This window comes from Streptomyces sp. IMTB 2501 (genome assembly GCF_001953885.1).
In the GTDB taxonomy this organism is placed as follows: domain Bacteria; phylum Actinomycetota; class Actinomycetes; order Streptomycetales; family Streptomycetaceae; genus Streptomyces.
Window position 1 is genome coordinate 81,265 of record NZ_MQUS01000004.1, and the last position, 24,816, is coordinate 106,080.

16 protein-coding genes are annotated in these 24,816 nt (G+C 71.5%); all 16 read right to left on the reverse strand.

Annotated elements, in window-relative coordinates:
• Window positions 1-18: 18 nt before the first annotated feature.
• Window positions 19-2,217 carry a hypothetical protein gene (locus AV521_RS08845; RefSeq protein WP_076085998.1) on the reverse strand — a complete coding sequence of 733 codons (2,199 nt, stop codon included), beginning with the start codon at window positions 2,215-2,217 and terminating at the stop codon, window positions 19-21.
• Window positions 2,214-6,113, reverse strand: coding sequence for a putative baseplate assembly protein (locus AV521_RS08850; protein WP_076086000.1), 3,900 nt, complete (start codon window positions 6,111-6,113; stop codon window positions 2,214-2,216). The genes AV521_RS08845 and AV521_RS08850 overlap by 4 nt, the downstream gene beginning before the upstream one ends.
• On the reverse strand, window positions 6,110-9,313 hold the full coding sequence (locus AV521_RS08855; protein ID WP_076086002.1) for a putative baseplate assembly protein: 3,204 nt from the start codon (window positions 9,311-9,313) through the stop codon (window positions 6,110-6,112). The genes AV521_RS08850 and AV521_RS08855 overlap by 4 nt, the downstream gene beginning before the upstream one ends.
• The gene (locus AV521_RS08860) at window positions 9,310-9,705 is read right to left on the reverse strand and encodes a GPW/gp25 family protein (RefSeq protein ID WP_076086692.1); all 396 of its coding nucleotides are present in this window, start codon (window positions 9,703-9,705) and stop codon (window positions 9,310-9,312) included. The genes AV521_RS08855 and AV521_RS08860 overlap by 4 nt, the downstream gene beginning before the upstream one ends.
• Window positions 9,706-9,779: 74 nt before the next feature.
• A complete protein-coding gene (locus AV521_RS08865; protein ID WP_076086004.1) occupies window positions 9,780-10,112 on the reverse strand; it encodes a hypothetical protein in 333 nt (110 codons plus the stop codon).
• Between the two features lie 27 nt (window positions 10,113-10,139).
• Window positions 10,140-10,652: a phage baseplate assembly protein V gene (locus tag AV521_RS08870; protein ID WP_023552719.1), complete on the reverse strand. Its 513-nt coding sequence runs from the start codon at window positions 10,650-10,652 to the stop codon at window positions 10,140-10,142.
• Between the two features lie 10 nt (window positions 10,653-10,662).
• Window positions 10,663-11,808 carry a hypothetical protein gene (locus tag AV521_RS08875; protein ID WP_076086006.1) on the reverse strand — a complete coding sequence of 382 codons (1,146 nt, stop codon included), beginning with the start codon at window positions 11,806-11,808 and terminating at the stop codon, window positions 10,663-10,665.
• Window positions 11,801-12,166, reverse strand: coding sequence for a hypothetical protein (locus tag AV521_RS08880; protein WP_076086008.1), 366 nt, complete (start codon window positions 12,164-12,166; stop codon window positions 11,801-11,803). Before AV521_RS08880 ends, AV521_RS08875 begins: the two co-directional genes overlap by 8 nt.
• Window positions 12,167-12,172: 6 nt before the next feature.
• Window positions 12,173-12,832 carry a hypothetical protein gene (locus AV521_RS08885; RefSeq protein WP_076086010.1) on the reverse strand — a complete coding sequence of 220 codons (660 nt, stop codon included), beginning with the start codon at window positions 12,830-12,832 and terminating at the stop codon, window positions 12,173-12,175.
• The gene (locus AV521_RS08890; protein WP_143658589.1) at window positions 12,833-13,396 is read right to left on the reverse strand and encodes a hypothetical protein; all 564 of its coding nucleotides are present in this window, start codon (window positions 13,394-13,396) and stop codon (window positions 12,833-12,835) included.
• A gap of 37 nt (window positions 13,397-13,433) precedes the next feature.
• Window positions 13,434-20,276 (reverse strand): DUF4157 domain-containing protein, encoded by a 6,843-nt coding sequence (locus AV521_RS08895; RefSeq protein ID WP_076086016.1) that lies wholly within the window; start codon window positions 20,274-20,276, stop codon window positions 13,434-13,436.
• Window positions 20,273-20,641, reverse strand: a complete 369-nt coding sequence (locus AV521_RS08900; RefSeq protein ID WP_079249187.1) for a hypothetical protein — start codon at window positions 20,639-20,641, stop codon at window positions 20,273-20,275. The genes AV521_RS08895 and AV521_RS08900 overlap by 4 nt, the downstream gene beginning before the upstream one ends.
• Window positions 20,632-22,662, reverse strand: a complete 2,031-nt coding sequence (locus AV521_RS08905) for an ATP-binding protein (RefSeq protein ID WP_076086019.1) — start codon at window positions 22,660-22,662, stop codon at window positions 20,632-20,634. The genes AV521_RS08900 and AV521_RS08905 overlap by 10 nt, the downstream gene beginning before the upstream one ends.
• A gap of 20 nt (window positions 22,663-22,682) precedes the next feature.
• Complete coding sequence (locus AV521_RS08910) at window positions 22,683-23,300, reverse strand: DUF4255 domain-containing protein (protein ID WP_076086022.1); 618 nt, start codon at window positions 23,298-23,300, stop codon at window positions 22,683-22,685.
• Window positions 23,297-24,076: a hypothetical protein gene (locus AV521_RS08915; protein ID WP_076086025.1), complete on the reverse strand. Its 780-nt coding sequence runs from the start codon at window positions 24,074-24,076 to the stop codon at window positions 23,297-23,299. The genes AV521_RS08910 and AV521_RS08915 overlap by 4 nt, the downstream gene beginning before the upstream one ends.
• Window positions 24,069-24,815, reverse strand: a complete 747-nt coding sequence (locus tag AV521_RS08920; protein WP_076086028.1) for a hypothetical protein — start codon at window positions 24,813-24,815, stop codon at window positions 24,069-24,071. Before AV521_RS08920 ends, AV521_RS08915 begins: the two co-directional genes overlap by 8 nt.
• Between the last annotated feature and the right edge of the window lies 1 nt (window position 24,816).

Below are 24,816 nucleotides of genomic sequence, written 5' to 3' on the forward strand. Positions count from 1 at the left end.
TCTTGGGCTGGTCGGGCGTCAGGTCACGAAGAAGACGCCCGCGTCGGTGCCGGCCGGGGCGAACTCTGCCAGGCGGGCGCGGAGGTTGTCCGTGCGCTGCGGCTGGAAGAGGTCGTGGAAGGCGCCCTGCTCGGAGCGATCGGCTGCGCCTCGGGCGATCTCCGGGGCGCAGCCGTGGGCGAGTTGGGCGTAGGCCGGGGTCCCGTAGCGGAGGCTGGTGAAGCGCGGGCGGACCCGGTCGGTCTCGGCGGCGGCCAGCGCGGGGGCGTCCGCGCGGGCCAGGCGGCCGCTCTCGACGAGCTCCTGGACGGCCTCGCGGACCAGGTCCGGCTGGCAGCCGTAGCGGCGCGGGGTGCGCGAGCCGGGCGGCACGTAGCTGAAGCGGAGGCAGCCGACCGAGCGGCGGGCGACGTTCATCCGGCCGGTGAAGACGCAGTCCTCGGCGGTCTCGACGGCGTGCGTGTGCACCTCGCCGATCACAGTGGTGCGGTAGGCGTGCAGGACGGCGTGGGCGTGGCGGCAGTCGGGGGCGGAGAGCGCCTCCAGGTCGGAGGCGGTGGCATCCAGGATGCTGTCCGCGATGTGGATCGCCAGCGGGTCGTCGTCGACCTCGTCGCCGACGACCTGGACGGTGCCGAGGATCGACCGCTCGATCTGGACGCAGGCCGTGGTGCGGTCGAGGACCAGGCTGGGTTCCTCGGGCGAGTGCGGTGCGCAGTGGTCGGTGAGGGACCAGCCGGGGACCAGGGTGCAGTGCCGGATGACCAACTCGCCCAGGTGACCGGTGACATTGACGCCGCGGCCGGTGATGAGGAGGCCGTCCAGGACCAGGCGGCCGCCCCGGGCGTCGGGTGAAGTGCCCCCGGCGCCACGGACGTTGAGGGCGTCCGGGCGGTTGCTGTACCAGTCGAGCAGGCGGATCACCGGGCGGGTGCCCTCGGCGGCGCGCAGTTCGAGACGGTCCTCGGGGTCCAGGGCGAAGTCCAGCTGTTCCTGGTAGGCGCCACCGTGGGTGATCTGGATGATCGCCTCGGGGCCGGCCGTGCCCGCGGACTTGTCGGTGCGCCACTGCTCGTAGGCGTCGGTGATCCGCTCGAAGCGGCGGCCGGGGCCGACCCGGTAGACGGTGGCCTCGGGCGGATCGACCCGGTCGCGCGGGTACTGGCCGCCGCCGATGTCGTCGGAGAACGCGTAGTGATAGCTGGCCCAGACGCCGCGCGTGGGCGCCGAGCGGGCGCCGAAGGCGATCCGCCCGAGCTCGGGGTCGACGGCGACCTGGCCGTACTTGGGCCGGTAGTGCCAGCCGGAGAGGTCGGCCACCACGATGTCGGAGAGCGGGATGGGGGTGAACTCGTCGTCGCGCCAGATGGCGAAGCTCTTGCCCGGTCCGTAGAAGTCGCTGAGCCGGTCGTTGAGTTGGCGGCGGGTTATATGGCCCGGGACGTTGTCGATGGTGGCGATGTGCGTCGCCGAGGGCTCCGGCTCGGGGCGGGTGACGAGCGGGGTGTCGTTGCCGAGGATGGAGAATGTGTAGTGGTTGCGGGCCCGGTCGAGGCAGTAGGCCGGGCCGCGGGAGATCGCGTACGGCTTGAGGCGCCAGACGAAGAGGCCCACGCCGGCCGGGGTGAGCCCGCCTTGACGGCGGGTGGCGGCGGCGCGGCGTACGTCGGCGGTGTGGGCCGAGGTGTCGAAGGGGCTGCCGAGCAGGTCGAGGCCGGCGCCGTCGCGGAGGTCGGCTAGGCGGCCACGGCGCAGGCGGCGGTGGTCGGCCGACGTCTCGTCGGCCCGGAAGAGGCGCACCGGCTGAGTGGTGGCCAGGAGCCGGGAGAACTCCACGGCGCGGGCCGGCCAGTCGGCGGTGGCCGCGCAGATCTCCTCCAGCACGGCCAGCGTGCCCTTGCGGCGGCGGCTGGCGACCGTGTCCGCCACGTCGCGGCGCGGGGCGAGGCGGGTGGCAAGGCCGGGGTCGGTGCTCAACGTGTCCTGGTAGCCGGGGAGCACCTGGTAGCCGACGAGGTCACCCAGGTAGGGCAGGACCCAGTCGGCGGCGGTCTCCACGAACCAGTCGTCGTACTGCTGCTCGACGGTGGTGCGGATCAGGTCGACCTGCTCGGAGATGACCGCGAGCAGTGCCCGCAGCGGCTCGCCGGACTGGGCGTCGCGGATGCGGTACCAGTCCGGGAGCAGGTCGAGCAGGCCGTCGGGGTCCCGGCTCATGCGGAGGCCTCCTTGAGGATCAGGGTGTCCGGCAGGTCCGGGGAGAGCACGGCGAGCTGCGCCGGGCGGATCCCGCGGAAGACGACCACGCTGCTGCCCGGCAGCAGGGGCTGGGTTCCGGTGAGGTCGGGGTTGAGGCGGAGCAGTTCGACGAGGGAGATGCCGTACTGGGCCGCGATGTCGGTCAGGGTCTCCGGCGCCGGGCCGGTGACCCGGTGGCGTTCGACCCGGTGGCGGGCGGGCTGAGCCACCACCACGTCCTGGGGGACGGCCAGTCGGTCGCCGAGCCGCTCAAGTCCCTGCGGGGTGAGGTCGCCCGGGACCCCGGTGAAGGCGGTGACCTCGATGTGGTCGACGCCCGGGACGGAGTGGGCGGTGGCCAGCACCTCGGAGAGGTAGGCGGGCTGGGCGAGTTCGCGGGCGTCGAAGCTGAAGCGGGCGAGGAGGGCCGTGCGCAGACGGGGCTCCACCTGCTCCCAGTCCTCGTCCTGACCGACCGTCACCTGGGCTGCGAAGAGCAGCAGGACCTTCTCCCGGACCGCCACCTCCACCGGCAGCCGGAGGTCGCCGTACTCGGCGAGCGAGGCGCGGAGGGCGGTCAGCAGGCCGGAGTCGGGCGCGATCGGGATGTCGTCCACGCCTGCGACCGTGACATGCACCAACTGGCGTCGGCCGTCGTAGAGCTGGTCGGCCTTGGCGCGGCCGATACCGGCCCGGGCACGGGTGAAGTCCGCGTAGTCGGGGACGGAGACCAGGCGGTCCAGGGCCGAGACGGCCAGCGGGACCTGGCGGCGCCGCGGTGTGAAGCCGCGGGTGAGGGCGCGGGTGTCGGTGGCACCCGCCGCGCCCTCGGGGTCGGCTCCGCCGGTGGCCGGGAGCGGGTTGGTCACCCCGGTCACGCCGAGCGGGCGTGTGGTCAGCTGGGTGATCTTCTCCGCGACGACGTTGGCGGACTTGCCGATGCCGGTCCGGTAGGTGGCCCGCACGTTCTCGTGGCCGCCCGGCAGGCGGGAGCCGTGGATGCCGTCGCCGAACGTGACCCGGATCCGGCCGTCCCCGGTGGTGCTCGTGGTGTAGACGCGGTCGCGCGGGCCCGCTGCGGCCAGGGTGTCCACCTCGTGCCAGAGGACTCCGTCGACACGGATGCGGAGGGTGCTGGCCGCGCCCTCCGGGGTGTCGGAGGCCAGCCAGGTGAGCGGGGCCTGCCAGAGGACGAAGCTCTGGCCGGCCTTGCTCGCGTCGCCGCTGCCGATCGGCTCGTCGCGGGTGGCACCCTGGGTGGCGCGGACCACGTTGCCGTAGACCTTCACCGTGGAGCGCTTGTAGCGGTGGGCGAGCGGGGCGGTGAGCATGAGGGTGGTGCGGACCGTGTCGCCGGGCAGGGCCGGATCCACGGCCTGGAGCGCCTGGGAGATCATGGCCAGCTCGCTGCCGTGTACGCCCGGGGTGCCGGGGATGTCGGTGCGCTCGCCGGAGACGACGATCCACCGGCCGGGGGCGAGGCCGCCGTAGAGCTGGGCGAGGTCGACCAGGTCGCCGCCGACGTCGTCGGTGAGCGGCTCGTCGGCCAGCTGGAAGCTCTCGCCGCGGGCGTAGACGCTGGTGTCGCGGATGTGCGAGAGCAGGGTGTCCTTGTCGTCCAGCCAGGGGTCCTCAAGGGTCAGCTCGGTGACCTTGCCGGTGATGCCGAAGTCGGCACGGGAGAGCACGCGGACGCCGCTCACCCGGGTGATGACCCGGGAGAGCTTGGGATCGCCGGGGACGCCGCCGGTGACACCCTTGCGGGGGCGGTCGACGGCGACCCAGCTGCCGGGGGCGATGCCCTCGTAGACCGCGTCGAGCGCGAGCACATTGCGTGCGGTCAGGCCGAGTCGGGCGGCGAGGGCGACCTCGACGGAGGCCGGGCCGTCATCGGTGGAACGCTTCACCGTGATCTGGTACGCGCCCTGGGTGCCGGTCTGCTGCTCTCCGGGGGCGAGGTGGAAGTCGAGCGGCTCGGGCAGCGGCGGGTTGGGGCCGTCGCCGTCACCCTCGTCGGCGGTGCCGGTCGCGGTGATCCCGACATGGATACGGCCGTCGTCGCCGGGGCGGGAGACGAAGAGGTCGCGCTCCGGGAGGTGGGCCAGCAGGCGTGCGGTGACACCCTGCTCCTGACCGGCCTCGAAGGCCCGGCGCAGCGCCGACTCGTTGCCGGAGGTGGAGAGTTCGATCCGGCCGGGGCCGAAGTCGTGCGTGCCGTCGTCGCCGGGGAGTGTGAAGTTGATGCTCACCGAGCCGCCGGCCTCGACGTAGCTGAACTCGGCGCGGCGGGGCGTGGCACCGTCCGTGTCGTAGTCGATGCGCATGCTGGTGAGCTTGGAACCGGTGAGCGGCCAGTCGGTGTAGCGGACGACGCGGCCGGTGACGTCGTAGACCGGCTTGAGCGGGGCGGTGGCGCCGAAGGGCGTCCCGGTGACCCGCATGGCCTGGGCGTCGAGCAGCGCGAGGGGTGCGCCGAGGTCGGCGTTGCCCCAGGCGGAGTAGAGGTCGCCGCTCAGCCGGGGGTCGAGCGCGGTGAGCAACTGGGCGCCGAGGTCGGAGCCCGGAGCGTAGCTGCGCTCGGGATCGCGGGGAAGGGAGCGGGCGTCCGAGGGGAGGCTGGCCGGCGGGGTGCGCAGGGCGGAGAGCAGCGGGCCGAGGCCGGAGAGGGCAGGGTCGTTCGCTTCGCCGGGGCAGTCCCCCGGCTCACTGCCGGACGCCGGAGAAGTTGACGTCAGGTCAGGCACGGCCGCCGCCGCGACGGCGGTGTGCGTCCCCGTCCCGGCGGCGGGCGGCTGCGGCGGCTGGAGGCCGAGGGCCTGCACGCGCAGCCGGGTCAGTTCGGCGTCCAGGGCCTCGAACCAGTCGGAGACGTCCCGGTAGTCCTGCCCGTACGCCTTGGCCTCACGCAGTCGGGCAAGGGTCTGGGTGAGCCGGTCGGCGAGCTTCGGCGGGGTGTCGAGGGTGTCCAGCTCGCTGCGGAGCGGGGTCAGCACCTGGTCGTCGAAGTCGCTGACGATGCGGCTGTGTTCGGGCCAGGGGCTGGGGTTGTGCTCCCCGCCGGGAGTGATCCATCGGGTGAGCTCGGCCTTGATCCCCTGGAGCGAGGGCAGCGAGGCCTGGGGCAGGCCGATGGCCGTGGTGCCGCTCTCCCGGTCGACGCTCACGCCGGGGACCGTGAGCAGTACGCGCTGGCTGCGGTCGGCGGCGCGGTCGGCGCTGAAGATGAAGAGCAGCTGGTCGCCCTGCTTGATGTTGTTGGTCGTGCCTGCGGCGAACAGTTGCCTGCGCTTGGCCAGTTGACTCACCGACAACTGGTAGGGGCGGCGCTGGAGCACCTTGAGCTCGTTCCAGGCCCAGCGGGCGGTGAGGTCCTCCGCCGTCTCGAAGGACTGCGGGTCCTCGCCCTGGTCCGGGACGCTCTGCGAGCGCGTGCCGCACGGTACGACCACTGTGGTCTCCCGGCCGCTGCGCGGATCGCGGTCGACGGTGTACGCCAGATAGGTCTCGGCGGCGACGCCCGGACGGGGCTTGTGGCCGACCAGACCGCCGAGCAGGGCGAGCGAGCCCTCCTCGGTGGCGGTGCGCAGATAGCCCTCGTTGGCGATCCGCTCCGAGTAGAAGGTGAGCAGATCGCCGACCACGGCGGCGGCGTCGACCAGCGCGATCGCCGGATCGTCCGGGGTGCGCACCGTGAGGTTGCGCAGGGCGGGGTAGGCCGGGGCGGAGAGCCGGTCCAGCATCGCGGAGACGAAGCGCCCGTACTCCCCCACCCGGTAGCGGACCGTGTCCAGTCCTGGCGGGTTGAACACCTCGACCGGCGTCGCCGGTTGGGCGCCGGGGCCACCGCAGCCGCAGCTGCACCGGTTGGCGCTCATCGGCCGCCTCCGATCTCGATGGTGAGCCGGCCGTTCTCGGGCCGGGCGGGGTCGTTGTCGCAGGAGGCGACCTCAAGCGCGCCGACCGGGAGGATCCCGGCCGCCAACTCGCCCTGGTCGCTGCGGAAGAGGCGCCGCAGCCGGGTCACCTTGGCGCTGAGCACACCGGGCACCGCCGCCGCGGCGGCGACCAGGCGACTGACCCGGACCGGCTCACCGAAGGTCAGCGCGTCCGGGTGGAAGAAGCCGAGCCTGCCGTCGGGCAGGCGGCGGTTGCCCAGCACCCGGCGCAACTCGGCCATCACATGGCCGAGTTGGTGGACTGGGTCGACGCAGACCGACAGCGCGAGGTCGATCGGGACCTGGAGCGCGGGTCGCACCACCAGCTCATGACCGATGCGGCGGTAGGGCAGCAGGTTGTGCTCGACGGCCTGCAGCAGTGCCTCGCCCGGCTCGGGGAAGTCGACGGCTCCGGCGGGTCCTCCCGCCACGGCGGCCCTCGGGCGCTCCACCGCCTCGACGGCGATGTGCATCTCCTGGCCGCTGCCGGTCCAGCGCAGCTCGGCGGCGGCCCGGCGCACGCCCGGGAGCTGCGCGGCCAGGGCCGCGTAGTCGCCGGGGGTGATGGCGCGCTTGAGCTCGCGGTGCGGGGCGAGCGGAGCGAGCCGGCGGACCTCGTCGACCGCCTCGGGCTCGGTGCCGCCGACGGCGGGGAGCGGGTTGCGGACCGCCGTGACCGCCTCGAAGGCGGCTCGGCGGGAGCGTGCGCCGCGGCCGCTCTCGTCGCTGCCGCGGCAGACGACAAGGTGGTTGACCGCCTCGGCGCCGACGTTGCCCGATGCGCCGTTGCCGACTCGGTAGGCGACCTCCAGTGTGGCGCCGGGCGGGGGCGGGGCGCCGTGCTTGCCGTCGCCGAAGCGGAGGGCCAGGCGGCCGTCGTCCTCGACCTCGCCGACCACATGGTGGTCGCGCGGGCCGTCGGCGAGCAGATCGCGGCGGGCAGTCCACACTCCGTCACCGGCCTGGGCGCGGATGGCGGGCAGAGCGGAGCGCGGGTTCTGGCGCAGGCCGTCGGCGGCCGGTCCGGCGAGAACCGGATCGCTCGGGTCCAGTTCGGCGGCGTAGCGCTCGCCCCAGCTCTGGGCGATCTCCCAGGCGACGTAGCGGTTGAGCACCGTGCCGGCGTGGGCGCGGGCGGTGAGCACTTCCAGGCGGCGGAGCTTGCCGGCGAGCAGGCGGGTGCGGCGGTCGTAGAGCTCGCGCAGCGCCCGGCCGGGGTGTTCGCCGATGCGCAGGCGCTGGATCGTGCGGGCACCGAAGACCACGGTCAGCTCGTCGATCTCGGCCTCGGTGGGCGGCTCGCCCTCCTCGGCGCGGCGCCACAGCTCCTCGATCCGCTCGCGCAGGCGGGTGGGTATGGTCGCGAGGCGGGTGGCCTGGCCTGCGGCGATGCGAGCGGGGTCGGGGTAGGGGGTGGCCTGGGTGACGGGGGCGTAGCGGAGGACCGGGCGGAAGCGTGGGGCGATCGCCGGGTAGGTCGCCTGGGCGAGCAGTGTCTCCAGGGCTGTGGCCTGGGCTTCGGCGGTGGAGGGCTGGACGCGTTCCTCGACCGTGGTGCCGGGTGCGAGGACGACGGATATGCCTGCCCGGGCAACGGCCTCCGCGCCGAGGAGCGGTTCCAGATCACGGATCTGATCCGGCGTCAGTGGCCGTCCGGAGCGGGTCTGGTCGAGGAGGGCGTGCACCGCCTCGGCGGCGGGGCTGCCCTGCGTGCGCCCGTCGGAGCAGCCGAAGGCGGTGGGGCCGCAGGGCTTGAGCTCGGCGGCCGCGGGCGGGACCGCGAAGCGCTCGGGGGCGCCACCGCAGAAGGTCAGCGAACGGCCGTGGTCGACGAGGACGACGTTGCCGCGGGCGACGCTGACGTCCGTGATCAGCGCGCAGTCGAGCCCGCCGCGCGCGGACAGGCACAACGGGAAGGTCAGGGCGTCGTCCTGACCCCATGTGACTTCCAGGGTCGGCTGCTCGTAGAGCTCGTCCTCGCCGGGCGTGACGGAGGTGAGCCGGACCACCTGACGGTGTGTCGGGTCGGCACCCGCGGGCGTGCCGGTGCGGGGGCCGAGGACTTCCTCCAGGACGAGCAGATCGCCGGGCTTGAGCTTCAGCCCGCGCTTCGGGGTGTCGCTGAGCGTCGCCGACGTGGCGCCCTTGGGAAGGACGCACTCCTCCTCGCCCCAGGTCCAGAAGCGGATCTCGTTGTGCTCGGGGCGAAGGCCGAGGTCGGCGGAGGGGTTCAGCGGCTCGAAGATCTCCAGGCCGACGGGCAGGTCGGCAAGGGCGTCCAGGTCCTCGTCGGCGATGACGGTGCCGAAGTCGGGACGCTCCTGCGGGCCCAGGCGCGACAGGTCGATGGCGGCGAAGCGGAACTCACCCTTGGGCAGGGTGATTTGGCGGTCCGTCCTGAGCGCTACGAACGTGCGGGCGTTGCAGCCGTCATGCATCGCGTAGTCGATCAGGCGGACGTGGCGGCGGACCGAGACGCGACGGCGGGCCGTGGCGAGGTACGCCTCGGTGGCCACCGCGTCCTGGTGGTAGGAGAGCTGGTCTCCGGTGTAGGCGAGCAGCTCGACCAGCGCCGTGCCGACGTCCGGCGCATGACGCTCGACCCAGCCGGGGGCGGTCAGGCTCATCCGGTCCAGGATCAGGCGTCGCAGGCTGTCGTAGTCGCGCGCGGTGTAGTCGATGACGGGGTGGCGGTCGTACCGCGGGGCGCAGTCCTCCTCGTCCTCCCCGCAGTCGTACGGGCTGGGCCCGCCCTGGGTGAAGGTGAACTCGGCGGCGGCGTAACGGACGTCGAAGCCTCGGCGCGGCTGCGTTCCCGGGCGGCCGAAGGCGTCGGCCTCGACGACGCGGAGGCGGTAGGGCGAGGTGTCGCCCGCCTTGTCCAGGGTCACGTACAACCGGTCGTCGAGCTCGGGATCGTCCTCACGGACGATCTCGACCGCCAGTGCGTGGATGTCCCTGATGCGACGGCCGCCATCGATACGAATGTGATGATGCGTCAGGTGATTGGGTGCCTTGCCGAGAAAGGTGACCGTGAGCGTACGGCCGTCGTCGCTCGTATCCACCTCGTCCACGCCGTGCAGGTGCGCGGCGCGGACGGCGCCGCGGCGCTGGTCGGTTCGGCAGTCTGCGCTGCTCACGCTGTTCCCCCGCTCCCCTCGAACACATCGGTCCGGCGCGTCCCGGTGCGCCGGACGGTATAGGCCAGGTGCACCCGCACCACGTTCTCCTCGCTGACCACGTCGAGCGCGTCGACCTCGATCACATCACCGAGCCAGCGCTGCAGAGCGGCCTGCACGGAAAGCTGGAGCGCGGAGGCCAGCTCCGGGCTGTTGGGCGCGAAGACGAGGTCGAGCAGCCCGCAGCCGAAGTCGGGGCGCATCACCCGCTCCCCCGGACTGGTGAAGAGCAGTTGCTCGATCATGTCCCGGACGTGACCGTCGTAGTCGGTGTGCGCGGTGCGGCCGCGGTTGTCGACACGGAAGGGGAAGGCGATGTCCGTGCGCGGCGGGTACGGCTGTGGCGCGGGCAGCTGGATGACACGCTCGGCGGGGGCTACGGCCGCGGCGGCTGCGCCCGCTGCCGCGGTGCGGCGGGTGCGCGGGCTCATCGTCCCACCACCCGCTGCTGCACGACGGTGACGTTCGGTGGGCCCTGGGTCGCGCCATCGGCGGTGTGGGAGAGCCCTGTTGAGTCCTGCAGCAGAGCGGGCGAACCGCTGATGCGGATGCGTGCGGACGGCCCCGTCCAGCGGATCGTCGTGCAGGGGTGGGGATTTCCGCCGGCGGTGAAGGTGCAGCCGGTCACCGTGTAGACGTCGGCCTCGGTGGCGGCCGGGCTGCCGTCGACGAGCACCCGGGACTGGGCGGGCAGGACGTTCGCCTGACCGCCGTGCGGGCACATCACCGTGGCACTGATGGTGACAAGATTTCCGGACACGTGAACTTGGCCTTCCCCCGTCGGAATTCAGGTGACGCTGAGCGCGTCGTTGTTGATGGTCACGGTCGGCCCCACAAGGGAGATCACCGCGCCCTGGCCGTTACTGATGTGCACCCCTGTGTCGTCGATGACGATCGAAGCGCCCGAGGGGTGCTTGAGGGTGATGCCTTTGCCGCCGGGCTCGTCGGAGAGGACGATCTGGCGCCGGCCGGGCGTCTGGAGTACGACGTTCGGGTTGTTGGTGGCGGTTACCGCGTCCTCGGGCACCTCGTGCGCGGCTCCGTACCAACAGCCCGTCCAGATCGGGTAGCTGGGGTCACCCTGCTCGAACTCCACCCACACGCCCGAGTCCGCCGGCGGCAGATGGAACTGCCCCATCCCGGGGCCGGCCAGCGGGAAGCACGGCATGGCCCAGGTCGAGGTCACGTCACCGAGCACGTCCGGGACCTGGACCTGCAGTCGGCCCACCCCCATGGGGTCGGCGTTGCTCACCACGGTGCCCCGGTACTTGCCGAGGTAGCGGGTGGGTTCAGCAGCCATTCTCTGTCTCCTAGGGGACGACCGTCGGCTCGAGCGCGATCAGCCCCTCGCGAGCAAGGGTGAAGTTCTGCGTGTACGAGCCCCGTTGGAGGTTGTGGGTCACGGACTTGACGTAGTAGCGGCCGTCGTAGGTGATCCCGGCGCCGCGGACGCCGACCAGCTCACGGGCGCGGAGCAGATATCCGTACCGGACGACGTCCAACTGACCGGAGCCGGTGACGGCGTCGGCGGACTCCGCGGCCTTGGCGAGGGCCTCGGCGATGCCTTGTCCGCTGTCTTTCTTCGCGGTGTCCCCGATGACCGTCTTCTTCAGCGCGGGCGCCGGGCGCTGCGCCAACTGCGGCCGCAGGATGCTCACCTCTGGAACGGGCAGGATGGACGAGACGCGGGTGGCCGGCAGCTGGATGCGCGCCTCCGGCTGCTCCCGCGCGGTGCCGTCGAAGGCGAAGGTCAGCTGGTCGACGGTGGACAGGCCGTCCATGTTGACGTTCAGCGCGTGCTGCGGCTCGCCGAGGCGGACCTCGGGACCCCAGTAGGCGCGGCTCTGGCCGGGGACGGGCCCCGGGTCGAGGTAGAAGGCGTAACCGTTCGCCTGCGCCAGCTGGTTGATGTAGGCGAGGTCCGTCCCCTTCTGGAAATCCACACGCTGGGTCGGCATCGGCGTCTGCGGAATCAGTTCCGGTATGACCAGCGGCCTGATTCCGTACTGCGCGTACTGGGCGATGATCGCCTGCACGCGCGCGGCCGGGGACATCGCGGGGTACGGGACGGCGGCGCGCTCGTCCAGGTCCATCAGGACGGTCAGGTCCTCCCCGGTGACGGTGAGCGTGGACTGGCCGGGCTTGTTGCTGATCCCGACCTCCTGACGGATGATCACGCCGTCCATCAGCACGGTGGGGGTGCCCTGCACGGTGACCGTGATGATCACACGCGTCTTGGGGTCGAAGTACCCGCCGGGCAGCAGGCTGTTGCTGATCAGGCTGCCCTTTGCCAGATCGAACGCCAGCTGGAAGCCACTGCGCTGCCCCGACGCCACCGTCACCTGCACGGAGAGGAGCGAATCCGCGACCTCCTGCGCGACGGGCACGGCGAGCTGCGGGCCCATCATCAGCGTGAGATGGATCGGCCCGGTCGTGATCGGCCCGTTTTCAGCCATTCGCCCCTCCGGGCACGCCGCTGGGGAGGGTGATGCGGATCTGCCTGCCCGGCTCGCCGGTCAGCTCCCGTGGGTCCAGAACGGGGTTGGCGTCCGCGATCTGCCACCACTGCTCGGCGTTGCCCAGGTAGCGGGCGGCGAGGAGGTCGGGGCGGTCGCCGGTGCTGACGGTGTGGGTGGTCAGGTCCGCCATGCCGTCCGGGTTGGGGAGGAGGCGGCGGCGCAGATAGGTGATTTCGTGACCGTCCGCTTCCGTGAAACGGGCGGTGCCCAGCCCGTAGTAGCGGCTCGATCGCGGGTAGGCGGTGGTCGCCTGTGTGAGCGCGACCGCGTCCAGCGGGTTCTCCAGTGACGCCATGGTTGATCAGACCCCTCCCAGTCCGCTTCCGCTGAGCCCCAGCGCGCTGAGCCGCCCGGTCGCGGCGGGACCCGCCAGCCGCTCCTTCTGCGCCAGGTACGCGAGGTAGAGCTCGTACCCCCGGTTGGTCACCGGCAGATCACTGACCGTCAGAACCCTCAGGGTGATGACCACTTGAGCCCGGATCGGATTGAGGTCGACGTCGAACGCCTCCTCGGTGATCGAGAACTCCGTGAGTCTGACCGGTACGACGCGCTTGTTGCCCCATGTGAACAGGGTGAGGGGTGCCTCGACGGGAGTGATCTCCAGCGTCCCGGCGGCCGCCAACGCCTCCAACTGCCGCAGGCTGGCGCTCGACGGGCTCACCAGCATCTCCAGCACGGCGAGCTGAGGATGGATCCCGTTCGGCGCCGCGACATCCAACTGATCGGTCGCGTCGATCTCCGCGGTCAACTTCCACGTCTCGACCGCCGGCCCCTTGAGCCGCAGCGCCTCCGTCCGATCCCCGGACGAGTTGTCAGCACCGGCGGCCTGCGGCGCGATACTGCGCTCGAGACTGTCCGGGTTGAACTGGAGAACGATGATCTCCTTGGGGGTTCCGCGTTGGGGGTCGATGATGACCAAGCCCGAGCGGATGGGCTTGGGTATGTCGGCATAGCCAGCCATCTACCCCTCCCGCCCTTCTGCATAGTAATGAAGGATAACCCGCGCATCCCGACGCAAATCATCCACGTCATCCGATTCCGCCATCTCCGCGATCAGGTCACGAAACTCGCTCCATCGCGAATATGCAGTAGCCCAAAGCCCTGCGTAGCGGACGCGCGAATCCGGGTGACCGAATGCCGCCTTGATGCGCTTGAAGAACCGCCTGTCGAAATCATGCGGAGACCCGACACCCGCCCTGAGGAGCGCCTGGGTCAAGTCGCCGACACCTGAAACTCGGTCCACAGCGGAGAGAAGCTCCCGAAGGGTCCATGGCTCAAGGTTCTTCTCAATCGAACGCTCGATCTCGCGAACCCCCTCCGCAGGGCTGCCACCGACCGCCAGGAAGGAGGTCCTGGACCTGCTGTCAACGGCATACTCAAGGATCAGCCCCTCCACCACGCGCCAGGTCACATGGCGCACAATGCCAAGCTCGACATCCGGCGAGGAGTCCTTGACGACCTCAAGATCCAGCCCTGCGGCGAGTTGCATTACACGCTCTTCCGTGGCCCAATCTTTGAGAATCATGCGCCGAGTCCTGTAGTTTCCGGAATCCCTCGCCATATCAGCCTTCCCCAGCATTCCGCGATCCGCCGCTCACACCATACACCTTGAGCAACCACTCACGGTCACCGAGAAGTCTGTCCACACCTTCGACCAAAGCTTCGACGTTCCGCTCCTTGGCGTCCTCTGTCGTGACAACGCCTTCGGCAACCAGGAGGGCGACAATAGTGTCCCGCATCTTGGCCACCTCACCGAAGGGAGTCCCAATCCGCTGCCTTTGGGCTTCGACTTCAGCAGATGTGATATCCGACTTCTTCACATCCCATTCGCCGTCCACCTTCTTCGGCCGCCGCTTCTGCCAGGCTATGTCCTTGTAAGCCGCAGTCGGCCCCTTGTCCGCGCCCTGCTGGACCTTCTGGATACTGTCGTGAACCTTGGCGAACCGCTCTTCGGGGCTTTCGACATTCCCCTTGACCAGCCTTCGGGCCAGGTCGTCCAGCTCCCTGAGCCGGGTCGCCATACGTTGGATATAACCGCGAATCGGCGCGGTAATACGAAGTGCACCGGATGCTGTGAGAGGCCCCTTGCGCAGCGCCTGGGACGGCGATCTGGCTCCCAGCTCCACAAGCCTTAGTTCGGCAGGGCCGACCATGAGCATGAGTTCAACGCGCAGGGATTCCGCCAGGGACCTGACCACGGCTACTTGGGCCGGCAGCTGGCGACCCCGCGGGAACTTGTCGAGATCATGGACATTGTTGACCGTCTGCAGACCCTGTCGTCCGAGTTCCGGTCCCCAGTCGCCGTTTTCCACAGCACCGGCCATCTTGGCGTATGAGGCTATGTCACCTGGACTCTCCGGCTCATTTGCACCCGGCACCACATTGATCTCGCCGGACGGATCGGACTTCGGACCTCGTGTGCGGGTGAGATTCAGCTCCGAGCCCTTTTCTCCCGCCGTGTAGGACTTGGAATCCCCCTTCGCCAGGCCTTTGAAGTCCTTGTCCCCCTTCATCTCGGAATAGACGTTGAGGAGGCCGTTATGGCTCCCCAGCCTGGAGGATTCAAGTGCCTGCTGGATGTACTGCATAACACGCTTCTCAATATCCTGCTCCATCAGCTGTCGACCGTTTTCGACTGCTGGCAGACGCGGATTGAGTACCGCTTCGACGGAGAACTCCCGACCGCCACTTCGGTTGAGCTCCGTCAGCCGGTACCAGAGCCTCATGGCAGCCAGGACGCCACGGAACACCAGACCACGCGAACCCCTCTTGAGCAGCGAGGTCAAGCGCGGCTTTATGCGAGCGACAATCCGCTCAAGACGCTGCTGCTTCGCCTCCGGCGAGTTCTCCTTCTTGTGGCGGTCCTCGCGGCTTTGCTTGCGCTGCTCCTTGCGCTTGTTCCACCAGTTGCGCAGCTGGTCGCGCTTGCGCTTGTAGGCGTCGTACACCTTGTGCGCGCCGTTTCGGATGGCGCGGCCGAGCTTGCTGTTCCTGAGTTTGCGGCCCAGGGCACGAGCCGCGTTGCGGGCCTTCGCCAGGGCGCTCTTGACGGCGCCCTTGGCACGGCTGAGGACACGGCCCACGCGGGAGACCGGGCGGCGGGGGCGGGACGGCTCCTTCGGCTTCCCGGGCTCATGAGGCTTGGACGGCTTGGGCTCCTGCTCGTGCGGCTTCGTGGACCTGGGGTCCTCGTGCTCGCTCGGGTGCTTGGCCTCGGTGGGGTGCTCCTCGGGGCGATGCGACCGCGGGCTCGTCTCCTCGGGGCGGTGAGTCTTCGGAAGCTCTTCCTCAGGGTGACGTGACGTCACATGGGGTTCGCCCGGGCGCTCATGAGGGTGCTCGCCGAAGGTCGACTCGGCCGGGCGGCGGCGCGACGGGAAGCGCTCGCGGATTGAGGACATCGCGTTGCGCAGCCCCGAGCGGGCGCGGTTGACGGCGTTGCCTACGGCCTTCTTCGCACCCTTGCCTGCCTTTGCCAGGGCCTTCATGATCTTCTGGGCGAGGGCCTTGAGCTTGGTGCCCACCGCCTTTCCGGCGCCCTTGAGCTTGGAGAGGAGGTATTGGGAGACGAATTCCAGGAGGGCGACGACCCCCGCGGCGACCGCCTCCGCGAAGAGGCAGGCGGCCGGGCCGGCCTTCACCGCCTTCAGGAAGGCGAAGAACTTGCCGAAGGCGGCGATGATTTTGCTGACGGTGCCCCAGGCGGCCATGAGGCCCTGAATGATCGTCAGGATCGCCCCGGCGGCGGGCACGATCATCGAGATGACCTTCTCGATGATGATCTGCGCGAGCATCATCGGGAGGGCGGAGATGATCGCCTTCCAGGCCATCTGCCCGATCTTCTTGAGGGAGATGCAGCCCTTGATGAGGATGTTCAGGAGGGTGGACGTCAGGCCGACGACGGATTCGACCTTCTGGTCGAACCAGGCCTTCACCGCCGTCTTGATCGCACCCCAGAGGTGATGCTGGATGCCGTCCATCGCGGCGGCGCCCATCTTCTTCAGCCAGCCGCCCGGGTCGGGGGCGATGTCCGCGATCAGCGCCGCGAGCTGACCGAGCGCGGCGATGGCGGCCTTGACGAAGTTGATCGCGGCTTCGACCGCCGCGCGCACCTGGTTGATGATGGCCTTGAGGGTGGCCTCGGCCAGCTTCAGCAGTGCGTTGAGCGCGGCCCCCAGCGCGTCGAGGAGCTTGTTGACCGCCGCCTTGAGCGCGTCGGCGAGGGCGTTGACCGCCGCGATCGCCGCGTCACGCAGGGCTTCGATGGCCTTGCGGAACTTGTCGCGCAGGGCCGGGAACGCGGCGAGCAGGACGTCGCAGATCTTGATCAGCGTATCGGCGACGGCCTTGATCAGATCTACGGCAAGCTTGCGGCAGGTGTCGATGACCGAGTCCGCGAACTTCTTGAAGCCGTCGATGATGTCGTTGACCAGCTTGCGGAAGAAGTCGAAGATCTTGGTCACCGCGGACAGCAGGGCGTTGAAGGCGTCCTTGATCTTGGACGTGATCCAGCCGAACCAGCCCGAGGACTCGTCCTTCTTCTTGTCCTTCTCGTCCTGGGCCTTCTGCTGCGCCTGCTGACGGTTGTCCTGGATCTTCTTGTTGTCGTCGCTCTGCCGGTCCTTGACCTGCTTGTTGCTGTCGTCGCGCTTGGCGAGGATCTTCTGGTTGTTCTCCGTGTGCGACTGATCGGCCTGCTTGTCGGAGTCGGCGACCTTCTTGTCCTGCTCGGAGCGCCACTGATCGCGCGCCTGCGTGGCCTGGACGCCTACCTCACCGCGCTTGCCGGTCTGCTTCGCGGCGTTGTCCGCCGTCTCCTTGTCGATGTCCGACTGGTTCTTCTTGCGCGCCTCGGCCTGCTGCTGCTTGTTCTTGGCCTGGGCGCTGCCCACCTGGCCCTGACCCTGGCCGATGGCCTGCTTGATCTGCGGGCCGCGCTGCTGCTGGACGACGGTGGCCTCGCCGGGCTTCAGCGGTTCGCCGCTCTTGCCCTGGCCGCCGCCCTGGCCGCCCACGCCGCCGGACACGTTGCCCTTGAGTGTCTCGTTGGGGACGTCCGGGTAGATGTGGTCCTCGCCCAGCGGCTTGGCCGCGTCCTGGCGGCCGGTGTCCTGGATCGCGGACGTCTTGTCGTTGTACTTGCCGGACTGCTGGTCCGTCAGCTTCGGGTCGGCGTCGCCGGTCAGCTGTACCTGGGGGGCCGGGCCGACGGTGACGTTCAGCCCGGGGTCGGTCGAGGGGACGTCGTTGACCGCGTCCTGCATGTTCTGGACGTCGTGCGCGTCGGCGTTCCCCGTGTTGGTGTCCGGGACGTTCGGGGTCTGGACCTGCTGGGCCGGGTTCTGGCCCTGGACCTGCTGGCCGTCGGCCTTCTGCTGCTGCCCCTGCCCGGGCGGAGCCACTCGCTCCAGCTGCCCCGACACCTGTGGAGCCGCGGCCTCCTCCGGGGGCTTGCCCTGCAGGGTCTGCGGCGCGCCGGAGGGTCGCTGCGCGGTCGGCGGAGCGGCCTTGAGCTGGGCCTGCTGCTGGCCGACGGAGTGGTCGACGGCGCCGTCGGCACCGTCGAGGACGGTGACCGTCTGGTCGGCAGGCACGGCGGCGGCGGTACCCAGGGCGGCTTGCGGGTCCTGGTTGGAGACGTTGGGCGGAGCGGGGCTCTTCTGCTCCTGGGCCGCGCCGCCACCTCCGCCTCCGCAACCGCCGCCGCTGCCTTCGGGCTTGTCGGCATCGGTGCTGGGCTGCGGGGAACCCGCGCAGGCGCCGCCGCCCGGTTCGAGCGAGGCGCCGGGGGCCGGCTGGGCGCCGGGCGCTCCGAGGGCGCCGGGGGCGTCGGACTGCTGGTCGGCGGGGCCGAGGGCGGGGGACTGCGCGGCGGCGCGGGCAGGAACGGCGGCGCCGGGCGCCGCACCCGGTCCCGCGACCGCACCCACCGGCTCGGGCGCGCCGACCGGGCCCGCGGCACCGGCTGCAGGGCCGGCGGAGGCGAGTGCGCGGCCCGGGGCCGGTCCCGCGGCGGGGCCCGGTCCATGTGGGGCGCCCGCCGGTTGGTGCGGGTGCAGCGCCTCGGCGGGCCGTGCGGAGGCGCGGGCGGAGGTCGGCGTCGCGGGTGCCGGGGCGTGCTCGGCCTCCTGGCGCTCGTTGTGCTCGGCCGCGCTCTCCTGCTGGGCGGGGGTGGGAGCGGCGCCGTCTTCGGTCTGCGGACGGCGCGCTGATGAATCATCAACTTGCTGGCTCGGCCCGGATTTTGGCTCGGCCTCCGGCTTCGCGGCCGGGGAGGCGTCGTCGGCCGGTCGGGCGTGCTCGGGGTCCGGGCCGACCTCCTGCTCGACCGGCTTCTCGGTCTGGAGGTCGCGCTCGGTGCGGTCCCCGGCCTCGTTCTCGGCGACGGGGCCAGGTTGCGGGGCCGTTTGCGGAGTACGGCGGCCCGGAGCGGGTGGGGCCGCCGCGGTGGGCGGCTCGGCGGGCTCGTCGTCCTCGCGCTCGCTCTCACGCGCCGTCTGCACCTTCTCCGCCTTGGTCGGGGGCGGGGCCGGGAAGCTGGGGGCCTCGGCGGGGGCCGGGGCGGATCCGTCGGCGGGCAGGCGTATCTGGTCGGCCGTCGGGACGGAGGAGACGTCGAGGTCGGTGGAGGGCATGAAGTCCTCCGGCTTGAGCGCGGTCTCCGCTTCGCCGGTGGCACCGGGCTTTTCTCCGCCGTGGGGACCGTCGACGTCGCTGTCGGCGCCCGGCTCCAGGCCCTCGGGGTGCTCCTGCTCGGCGGGTTCGCCGTGTTCCTCGTCGTCCTCGAGGACGCCGTGGCGGACGAGGGAGCCGTCACGCTCCTCGGCAGTCCTGTCGACCTCCTCCGGGCGGACGGGGCCGGGCTGCGGGGTGGGCAGGTGGTCCGGATTGTGCGCCTTGCTGCCGGCGACAGGCTGCTGGGCCGCGGACTTGCGCTCATGCTCCGGGGAGCCCTCGGCCTTCGCGGCGGCGGGCTTGTCCTTGGGGTCCTTGTTCTGGTCGGTCTTCTGCTGCTGGGCCTGCTGGTCCTTCTTCTCCTGCTGGTCCTGCCGGGCTTGCTGGTCCTTGCGGTCCTTGTCCTGGGCGTCCTTGGCGTCGGCCTGCTGCTGGGCGGCGGTTTGGCCCTGGGTCTGGTCCTGACCGGGCTGGGCTGCCTGCGCCTGGTCCGAGGTCGCGGCGCCGGACCGGGCGGATGCGGACTGGTCGGCGGAGGCCCCCTCGGGTGCCGAGGACTCCGAGGACGCGGAGGGGGCAGCGGACGTGGCCGCGGAGGCGTCACCGTCGGCGCCGGACGACGACGAAGTCCCGTCCTGCTCCTGAGAGTTCCGCGTCCCGTGCTTACGCCGCTCGGAGGGGCTGCGCTTCTTCAGCTCCTCCCGGTGGTCGCGCTGCTGCGGGTGTTCTTCCTCGTGCCGCTGCTCGTGCTCGGGCCGCTGCCGGTCCCGCCCATCCCCTCGTTCTCGGGCGGAACCGTCCGGGCGCTGGCGCTCGCGTCGACGGCCCTCGGCCGCGTCGTCGCGGTGCTCCTGCTCGGTCTCGCGGTGGTCGCGTTCCCGCACGTCGTCCTGGTCGTGCTCGGCCTCGGTCCGGTCGACCGTGTCCGTGACCGGGACGGGGGTGAGCGGGGTGTCCATGCCCTGGGGCAGATGCGAGGTCTGCTCGGCGAGGGCGAGGACGCGCTGGTAGTCGGAGGAGGGCAGCCGGAGTTCGAGCTTGGCGAGCACCGCCTGCTCCAACTCCGGTGCGAATCGGACCAGTTGTTTGCGCACACGCCCGGAGGAGTCGGTGGGGTCGCCGCGCAGGGAGCGGAGGATGCCGGCGGTCAACCGGTCGACCAGGGTGGCCGGGTCCAGGCGCTCGCTGCGCAGCCGGTCGGCGTCGACGCGGGCGTAGCGGAGCCAGCCGGGGTTGGCGGAGCCGTCCCGTGTGACCTCGGGCTGCCCCGCTTCCGCGCCGCGCGCGCCCTGCTCGGCCTGCTGCTCGACCGCGTCGGTGGGCAGGCTGACGCCGCCGAAGTCACGGCCTGCGCGCAGCCGGCCCGGCTGGTCGGGGGCCTGGACCGTGTGCAGCAGCTCGTGCGAGAGCAGCCGGCGGCCGTCCTCGGTGCCGGGGCGGAAGGCGCCCTTGCGGAAGAAGATCTCCTGGCCGACGGTGACCGCGTCGGCCCCGACCAGGTCTGCCAGCGCGGCCGAGTCCTCGTCGGTGTGCACGCGGACACGGCTGAAGTCGTGGCCGAGTCGCGCCTCCAACTCCCTGCGGATGCCCGGATCGAGGGGGTGTCCGGCCCCGCTGATGATCTCCTTGGGCTCGGGCGTACGGGCGGCACGCTGCGGCTTCCTGGCCTTCTGCTTGTTGCCGCCGCCGCTGCTCTGCCGGCCCTGCGCGGGCGCGTACGTGCTACTCATCGGCGCCCCCCGCGGCGGTCAGCGGCACCGGCACCGGACAGGCCGGCGTGGACCGCGCGGGCGAGGGCCTCGCCCAGGCGGCGCGGGTTGCCCGTGGCGGGCAGCTCGGGCAGCCCGGAGAGGAAGTCGAATGCGCGGCCGTCGTCGGCGAGCAGGGCGGCCGGGACTCCCTGCTCGCGGACCAGCCGGTCCAGCTCGCCGTGGAACGACTCGCGGACACGGTCGGCGTCGCGCGGGCTCAGGTCGAGGCCCTCGAAGGCGAGTTCACCGATGTCGATGCGGATGGCGGTCGGCTCGGTGCCCATGGGCACCCGCCGTCTTTCCGCGGTCACGTCGGTCCCGCCGTGCACGTCGTTCAGACCCACCCGTCCACCTCCGAAGGCGTCAGGGAGCGTTCGAGTTTGAGGTATTCGGTGCGCGCCGCGGCGAGCATGTGCTGCATGCGCACCGGGCTGCCCTCCTCGGCGGCGAGGAAGGCACCGGCCAGCGCGATGTTGCGGATCGAGCCACCGGCGACGGTGAGTTGAGCGAGACGTTCGGGGTCGAGCCCCTGTGTCGGCGTCCGGTCCGGGATGACACGGCGCCAGATCTCGGCGCGCTCCGGCACGGACGGGAAGGGGAAGTCGACGACGAAGCGGATCCGCCGCATGAAGGCGTTGTCCAGGGCCTTCTTCATGTTGGTGGTGAGGACGGCCAGTCCGCGGTAGGCCTCCATGCGCATCAGGAGGTAGCTGACCTCCAGGTTGGCGTACCGGTCGTGGCTGTCCTTGACCTCGCTGCGCTTGCCGAAGAGCGAGTCGGCCTCGTCGAAGAGCAGCAGGGCGCCGCCGCGCTCGGCCGCGTCGAAGACCCGGCGGAGGTTCTTCTCCGTCTCGCCGATGTACTTGCTGACCACCTGCGAGAGATCGATGACGAAGAGGTCGACGCCCAGCTCCCCCGCCATGACCTCGGCGGCCAGGGTCTTGCCGGTGCCGGAACCGCCCGCGAAGAGCGCGGTGACGCCGAGTCCGCGGCGCAGCACGCTCTCGAAGCCCCACTCCTGGTGGACGGTGGCCCGGCGCCGCACATGGGCGACGATCTCGCGGAGTGTCGCTCGCTGGCGCTCGGCGACGACCAGGTCGTCCCAGCCGGCCCGCGGTTCGACCCGGCGGCCGAGTTCGTCCAGGGCCATGCGGGCCTCCACCAGACCGGCCCGCCACGCCAGTTGGGTCGCGTCGCCGCCCCCGTCGCCGGAGCCCGACGTACGCCGGACCGAGGTCGCCGCCGAGCGGATGACGTGCGCGGGCAGCGAGAACTGGGCGACCAGTCCGCGCAGTCCCAACTCGGTGACCTCCGGAAGATCGCCCAACGCGCCTGTCCAGACGTCCAGTTGCTCCTCCGCGCTGAGCGCCGGAACGGTCACCCGCGCGGCGCGGGCGCGAGCGGTCGCCGGACGCGGGTCGTCGGCGGAGAGGACCACCGGCACGGCGAGCCCGCCGGTCAGGGCGTCGACGGCGGCCGAGGTGTCCCGGGCGGAAAGCCCGGACGGCGCCTCACCCAGCGAAACCGACGAACCGTCGTTCAGCTCCACCAGCAGGGCCGCGGGCAGCAGCACCGCCTCCCGCTGCCACAGTCGGGCGAGTCGGTCGCGCTCGCCCGGATCGGTCGGCAGGTCCTCGGCGGAAACCGTGTACAGGGTGAGCCCGGACTCGCGGGCCGCGGCGGCGGCGATCTCCCAGCGTGTCTGCCGGTCGGCCCCGACCAGCTCGACATGCGGCAGTGCGTCCAGCTCGGCCGCGGCCCAGCTTTCGGACACCTCACGCACGGTGCGCTCGTGGGCGGCCGGCAGGGCCTCCGCCTGCGGGGCGATCCGGTTGAGCAGCCCGTGCAGGCGGACGTCCAGATAGTCGACGCCGACCAGGAAGTGCAGGATCCGCTCGTCGACCCGGATGCGCGAGGCGGTGAGCGCCACCGTCCCTTCGCGGTCGTCGAGTTCGAGCAACCGCCAGCGGCGCAGCGGGCCGACCGGGGCGAGCGCGCTCCAGTGCGCGTCGTCCAGGCAGGCCAGGGCGAGCGAGAAGGTCGGGTACGGCCGCGCCGGGTCACCGCAGGCCGCGGCGCAGCGGCTCGCGGTGGTGGAGTCCAGCTCGGCGGCGGCGGCCAGGACGAGGACGTCGCGCTCGAAGGGGCTCAGGCCGAAACAGGAGCAGAGGGTGTCCAGGGCGCTGCCGGGCTCCGGCTCCGGGCAGGTGGCCGGCTCGGACCGGGCGGTGGCGCCGGACGCGCCGTCGTCGGCACGCCCGGACGCATGCGCGTCCAGACTGGCCAGCACCGCCTCCACCGCGACGGACAGCGCCTTGTGGTGCAGATCGCCGCCACCCGGCACCTTCACCTTCCCCCCTCCCATGGTCGTGACTCCGCTCCCGCTCAGCCGGCTTCCGGCACGGCGTGCACGGTGCGGGTCTTCACGGGCTTGGGCTCGACCGGCGTCGAACGACCGTCGATCATCACGGCGATGCCCTGGTAGATGAGGGAGAGCGCGTACGGGGTGTTGTTCTGGTAGAGCATCCCCCAGAGCTTGGACGTGTCGTCGATGTCCAGCGCGGTGGGCGTGAAGCGCACCCGCTGCGGGGCGTCGGCCAGGTCGGTGCCCTGGAGGTAGGGCTGCTCGGCGGCGGCCTCGATCATCGCCTTGGACAGCACCGGGTTCTCGTGCAGGGTGCGCACCACGCAGCCCAGCAGGCGCTGCGGGACCAGCTCGGCCTCGTCGCCGTAGAAGCTGATCAGGTAGTGCAGGTCGAGAGCGGTCGAGGGCCGGGTGAGCACGGTGCCGTCGGCCGCACGGGTGGGCGCGTCCATGTTGCGCAGCGAGGCGTTGGGCGTCACTTGATAAAGGAAGACGGTGATCGTCGGTTCGGCCGGCGGGTCCGTGGGCGGCTTGCGCGCGGCGACGTCGACGGCGAACGGGATGTCGGGCGCCAGTGACTGCGCGATCTGCTGGCGCAGCGCCTCGGTGACCGTGGCCACGGCGAGCGTGTTGCTCATCGCTGGGCCTCCCCTCGGGACAGGTACTTCTCCAGGCTCAGGACGGGCGACTGCCGACCGGACTGCGGTGCCCGCTCGCGCGGGCGTGCGTCGGCGTCGTTGCGTCGGCCCGCGGCGCGTACTTCCAGGCGGCCGATGCTGATGTGCACGGTGCGCTCCTGCGGGCGCTGCCGCGCGTTGTCGCGGGCGGACTGGCGTCCGCCGGCGGGCCCGGCCGGACGTGCCACGGGTCGCGCGGTCTGGGCGGGGACGACGGCGGGGCGTGCGGCGGCCTCCCGGCGGGCCTCGGAGGGCTCACGGCGCACCGTCAACTTGGTGGCCTGCTGCCCGACGGCCCGCGGTCGCCGCGTCGTGTCGTCGCGCTCGCCCTCCCCGGAGGTACGCCCGGCCGGCCGTGCGGCGGGTTCGGTGGCGGGCTGCGGAACGGCGGCGGGCATCAACACCCCGCGCTGCGGCGCGGTCTGCTCAAGCAGCGCCAACGGCCTTCGCTGGAGGCCCGCCTGAACCGGCATCACGTCGCGACGCGGAGCAGTCTCAACCGGCCTGTGGTGCAGGCCGGATGGCTCGGTCCGCCGTGTGGATTCCGCCGACACCCGCTCCTCGAAGTCCTGTCCGAACGGCTCGATCCGCGCCCCGAAGGCGTCCATCCGCTCGAACGGACCCGGCAGGCGCGGGCGCACCCGCACCACACCGGCGTCCGCCGCGCCGTCCGTGCCGCCGACAGGCGCGGCCGCGGGAACGGCCCGCCCCACCAGGCGGTCGAAGTGGTCAGGCATCCGCACACAGCTCCAGGTAGTAGCGGCGCCGCAGCGGGCTGAGCGCCAGGATCTCGGACTCGCTCCATCCGTAGTGGCCGGCGAGCAGATGGACGTCCTGCAGGGTGCCCCGCGCCCAGGCGTCCAGTTCGGCCCACAAGTACGAGCCGATGTCCAGTTCGGCGGTGGCCGCGTGACCGCAGTCCGGACAGGCCAGGTTGAGCCGGACGTCGGCCCCCGGGTCGGCCTCGGCCGCGGCCTGGGCGACGCGCTGCCGCACATGCTCGGGCAGTGCGTCGGCCGCCACCTCGGCTCCGGAACGTTCGGCGTGCAGCACGCAGCGGGCGACCAGCTCGGCACCGGGCGCCGCAGAGGGCGACGCCTCGACCGCGGCCAGGTCCCCGGCCGTCGGCAGCCGGAACCGCACCGTCCAGCCGTCGGCCTCGACGGCCAGCGGTCCGTCCGCGACCTCGGCGGCCCCGGCGCCGATCACGTCCTGCACCCCGAGCGCGAACTCCATCTCCCCGCCGCACCGACGGCACGTCACGCGCACCTCCAGCCGCTCCCCGAAGAGTTCACGCCGTAGCGCGAACAGATCGGCGTCACGGCGCCCGACCGGGACGGACAGCAGTTCCTCGCTGCCCGCCGACGGCCGGGCGGCGGAGTGCAGCAGCAGAGCGCGCTTGGCGTACCCCGCGGCCAGCCCCGCCTCCCAGACGGCGAGCAGGGCGGCCGCACCGACCGAACCTTCCGAACTCACT

What these genes read in the sequence shown, in the direction of transcription:
- AV521_RS08845 (WP_076085998.1), bottom strand. Translation starts at nt 2,217, where the DNA reads ATGAGCCGGGACCCCGACGGCCTGCTCGACCTGCTCCCGGACTGGTAC.
- AV521_RS08850 (WP_076086000.1), bottom strand. Translation starts at nt 6,113, where the DNA reads ATGAGCGCCAACCGGTGCAGCTGCGGCTGCGGTGGCCCCGGCGCCCAA.
- AV521_RS08870 (WP_023552719.1), bottom strand. Translation starts at nt 10,652, where the DNA reads ATGGCTGCTGAACCCACCCGCTACCTCGGCAAGTACCGGGGCACCGTG.
- AV521_RS08875 (WP_076086006.1), bottom strand. Translation starts at nt 11,808, where the DNA reads ATGGCTGAAAACGGGCCGATCACGACCGGGCCGATCCATCTCACGCTG.
- AV521_RS08880 (WP_076086008.1), bottom strand. Translation starts at nt 12,166, where the DNA reads ATGGCGTCACTGGAGAACCCGCTGGACGCGGTCGCGCTCACACAGGCG.
- AV521_RS08885 (WP_076086010.1), bottom strand. Translation starts at nt 12,832, where the DNA reads ATGGCTGGCTATGCCGACATACCCAAGCCCATCCGCTCGGGCTTGGTC.
- AV521_RS08890 (WP_143658589.1), bottom strand. Translation starts at nt 13,396, where the DNA reads ATGATTCTCAAAGATTGGGCCACGGAAGAGCGTGTAATGCAACTCGCC.
- AV521_RS08895 (WP_076086016.1), bottom strand. Translation starts at nt 20,276, where the DNA reads ATGAGTAGCACGTACGCGCCCGCGCAGGGCCGGCAGAGCAGCGGCGGC.
- AV521_RS08905 (WP_076086019.1), bottom strand. Translation starts at nt 22,662, where the DNA reads ATGGGAGGGGGGAAGGTGAAGGTGCCGGGTGGCGGCGATCTGCACCAC.
- AV521_RS08910 (WP_076086022.1), bottom strand. Translation starts at nt 23,300, where the DNA reads ATGAGCAACACGCTCGCCGTGGCCACGGTCACCGAGGCGCTGCGCCAG.
- AV521_RS08915 (WP_076086025.1), bottom strand. Translation starts at nt 24,076, where the DNA reads ATGCCTGACCACTTCGACCGCCTGGTGGGGCGGGCCGTTCCCGCGGCC.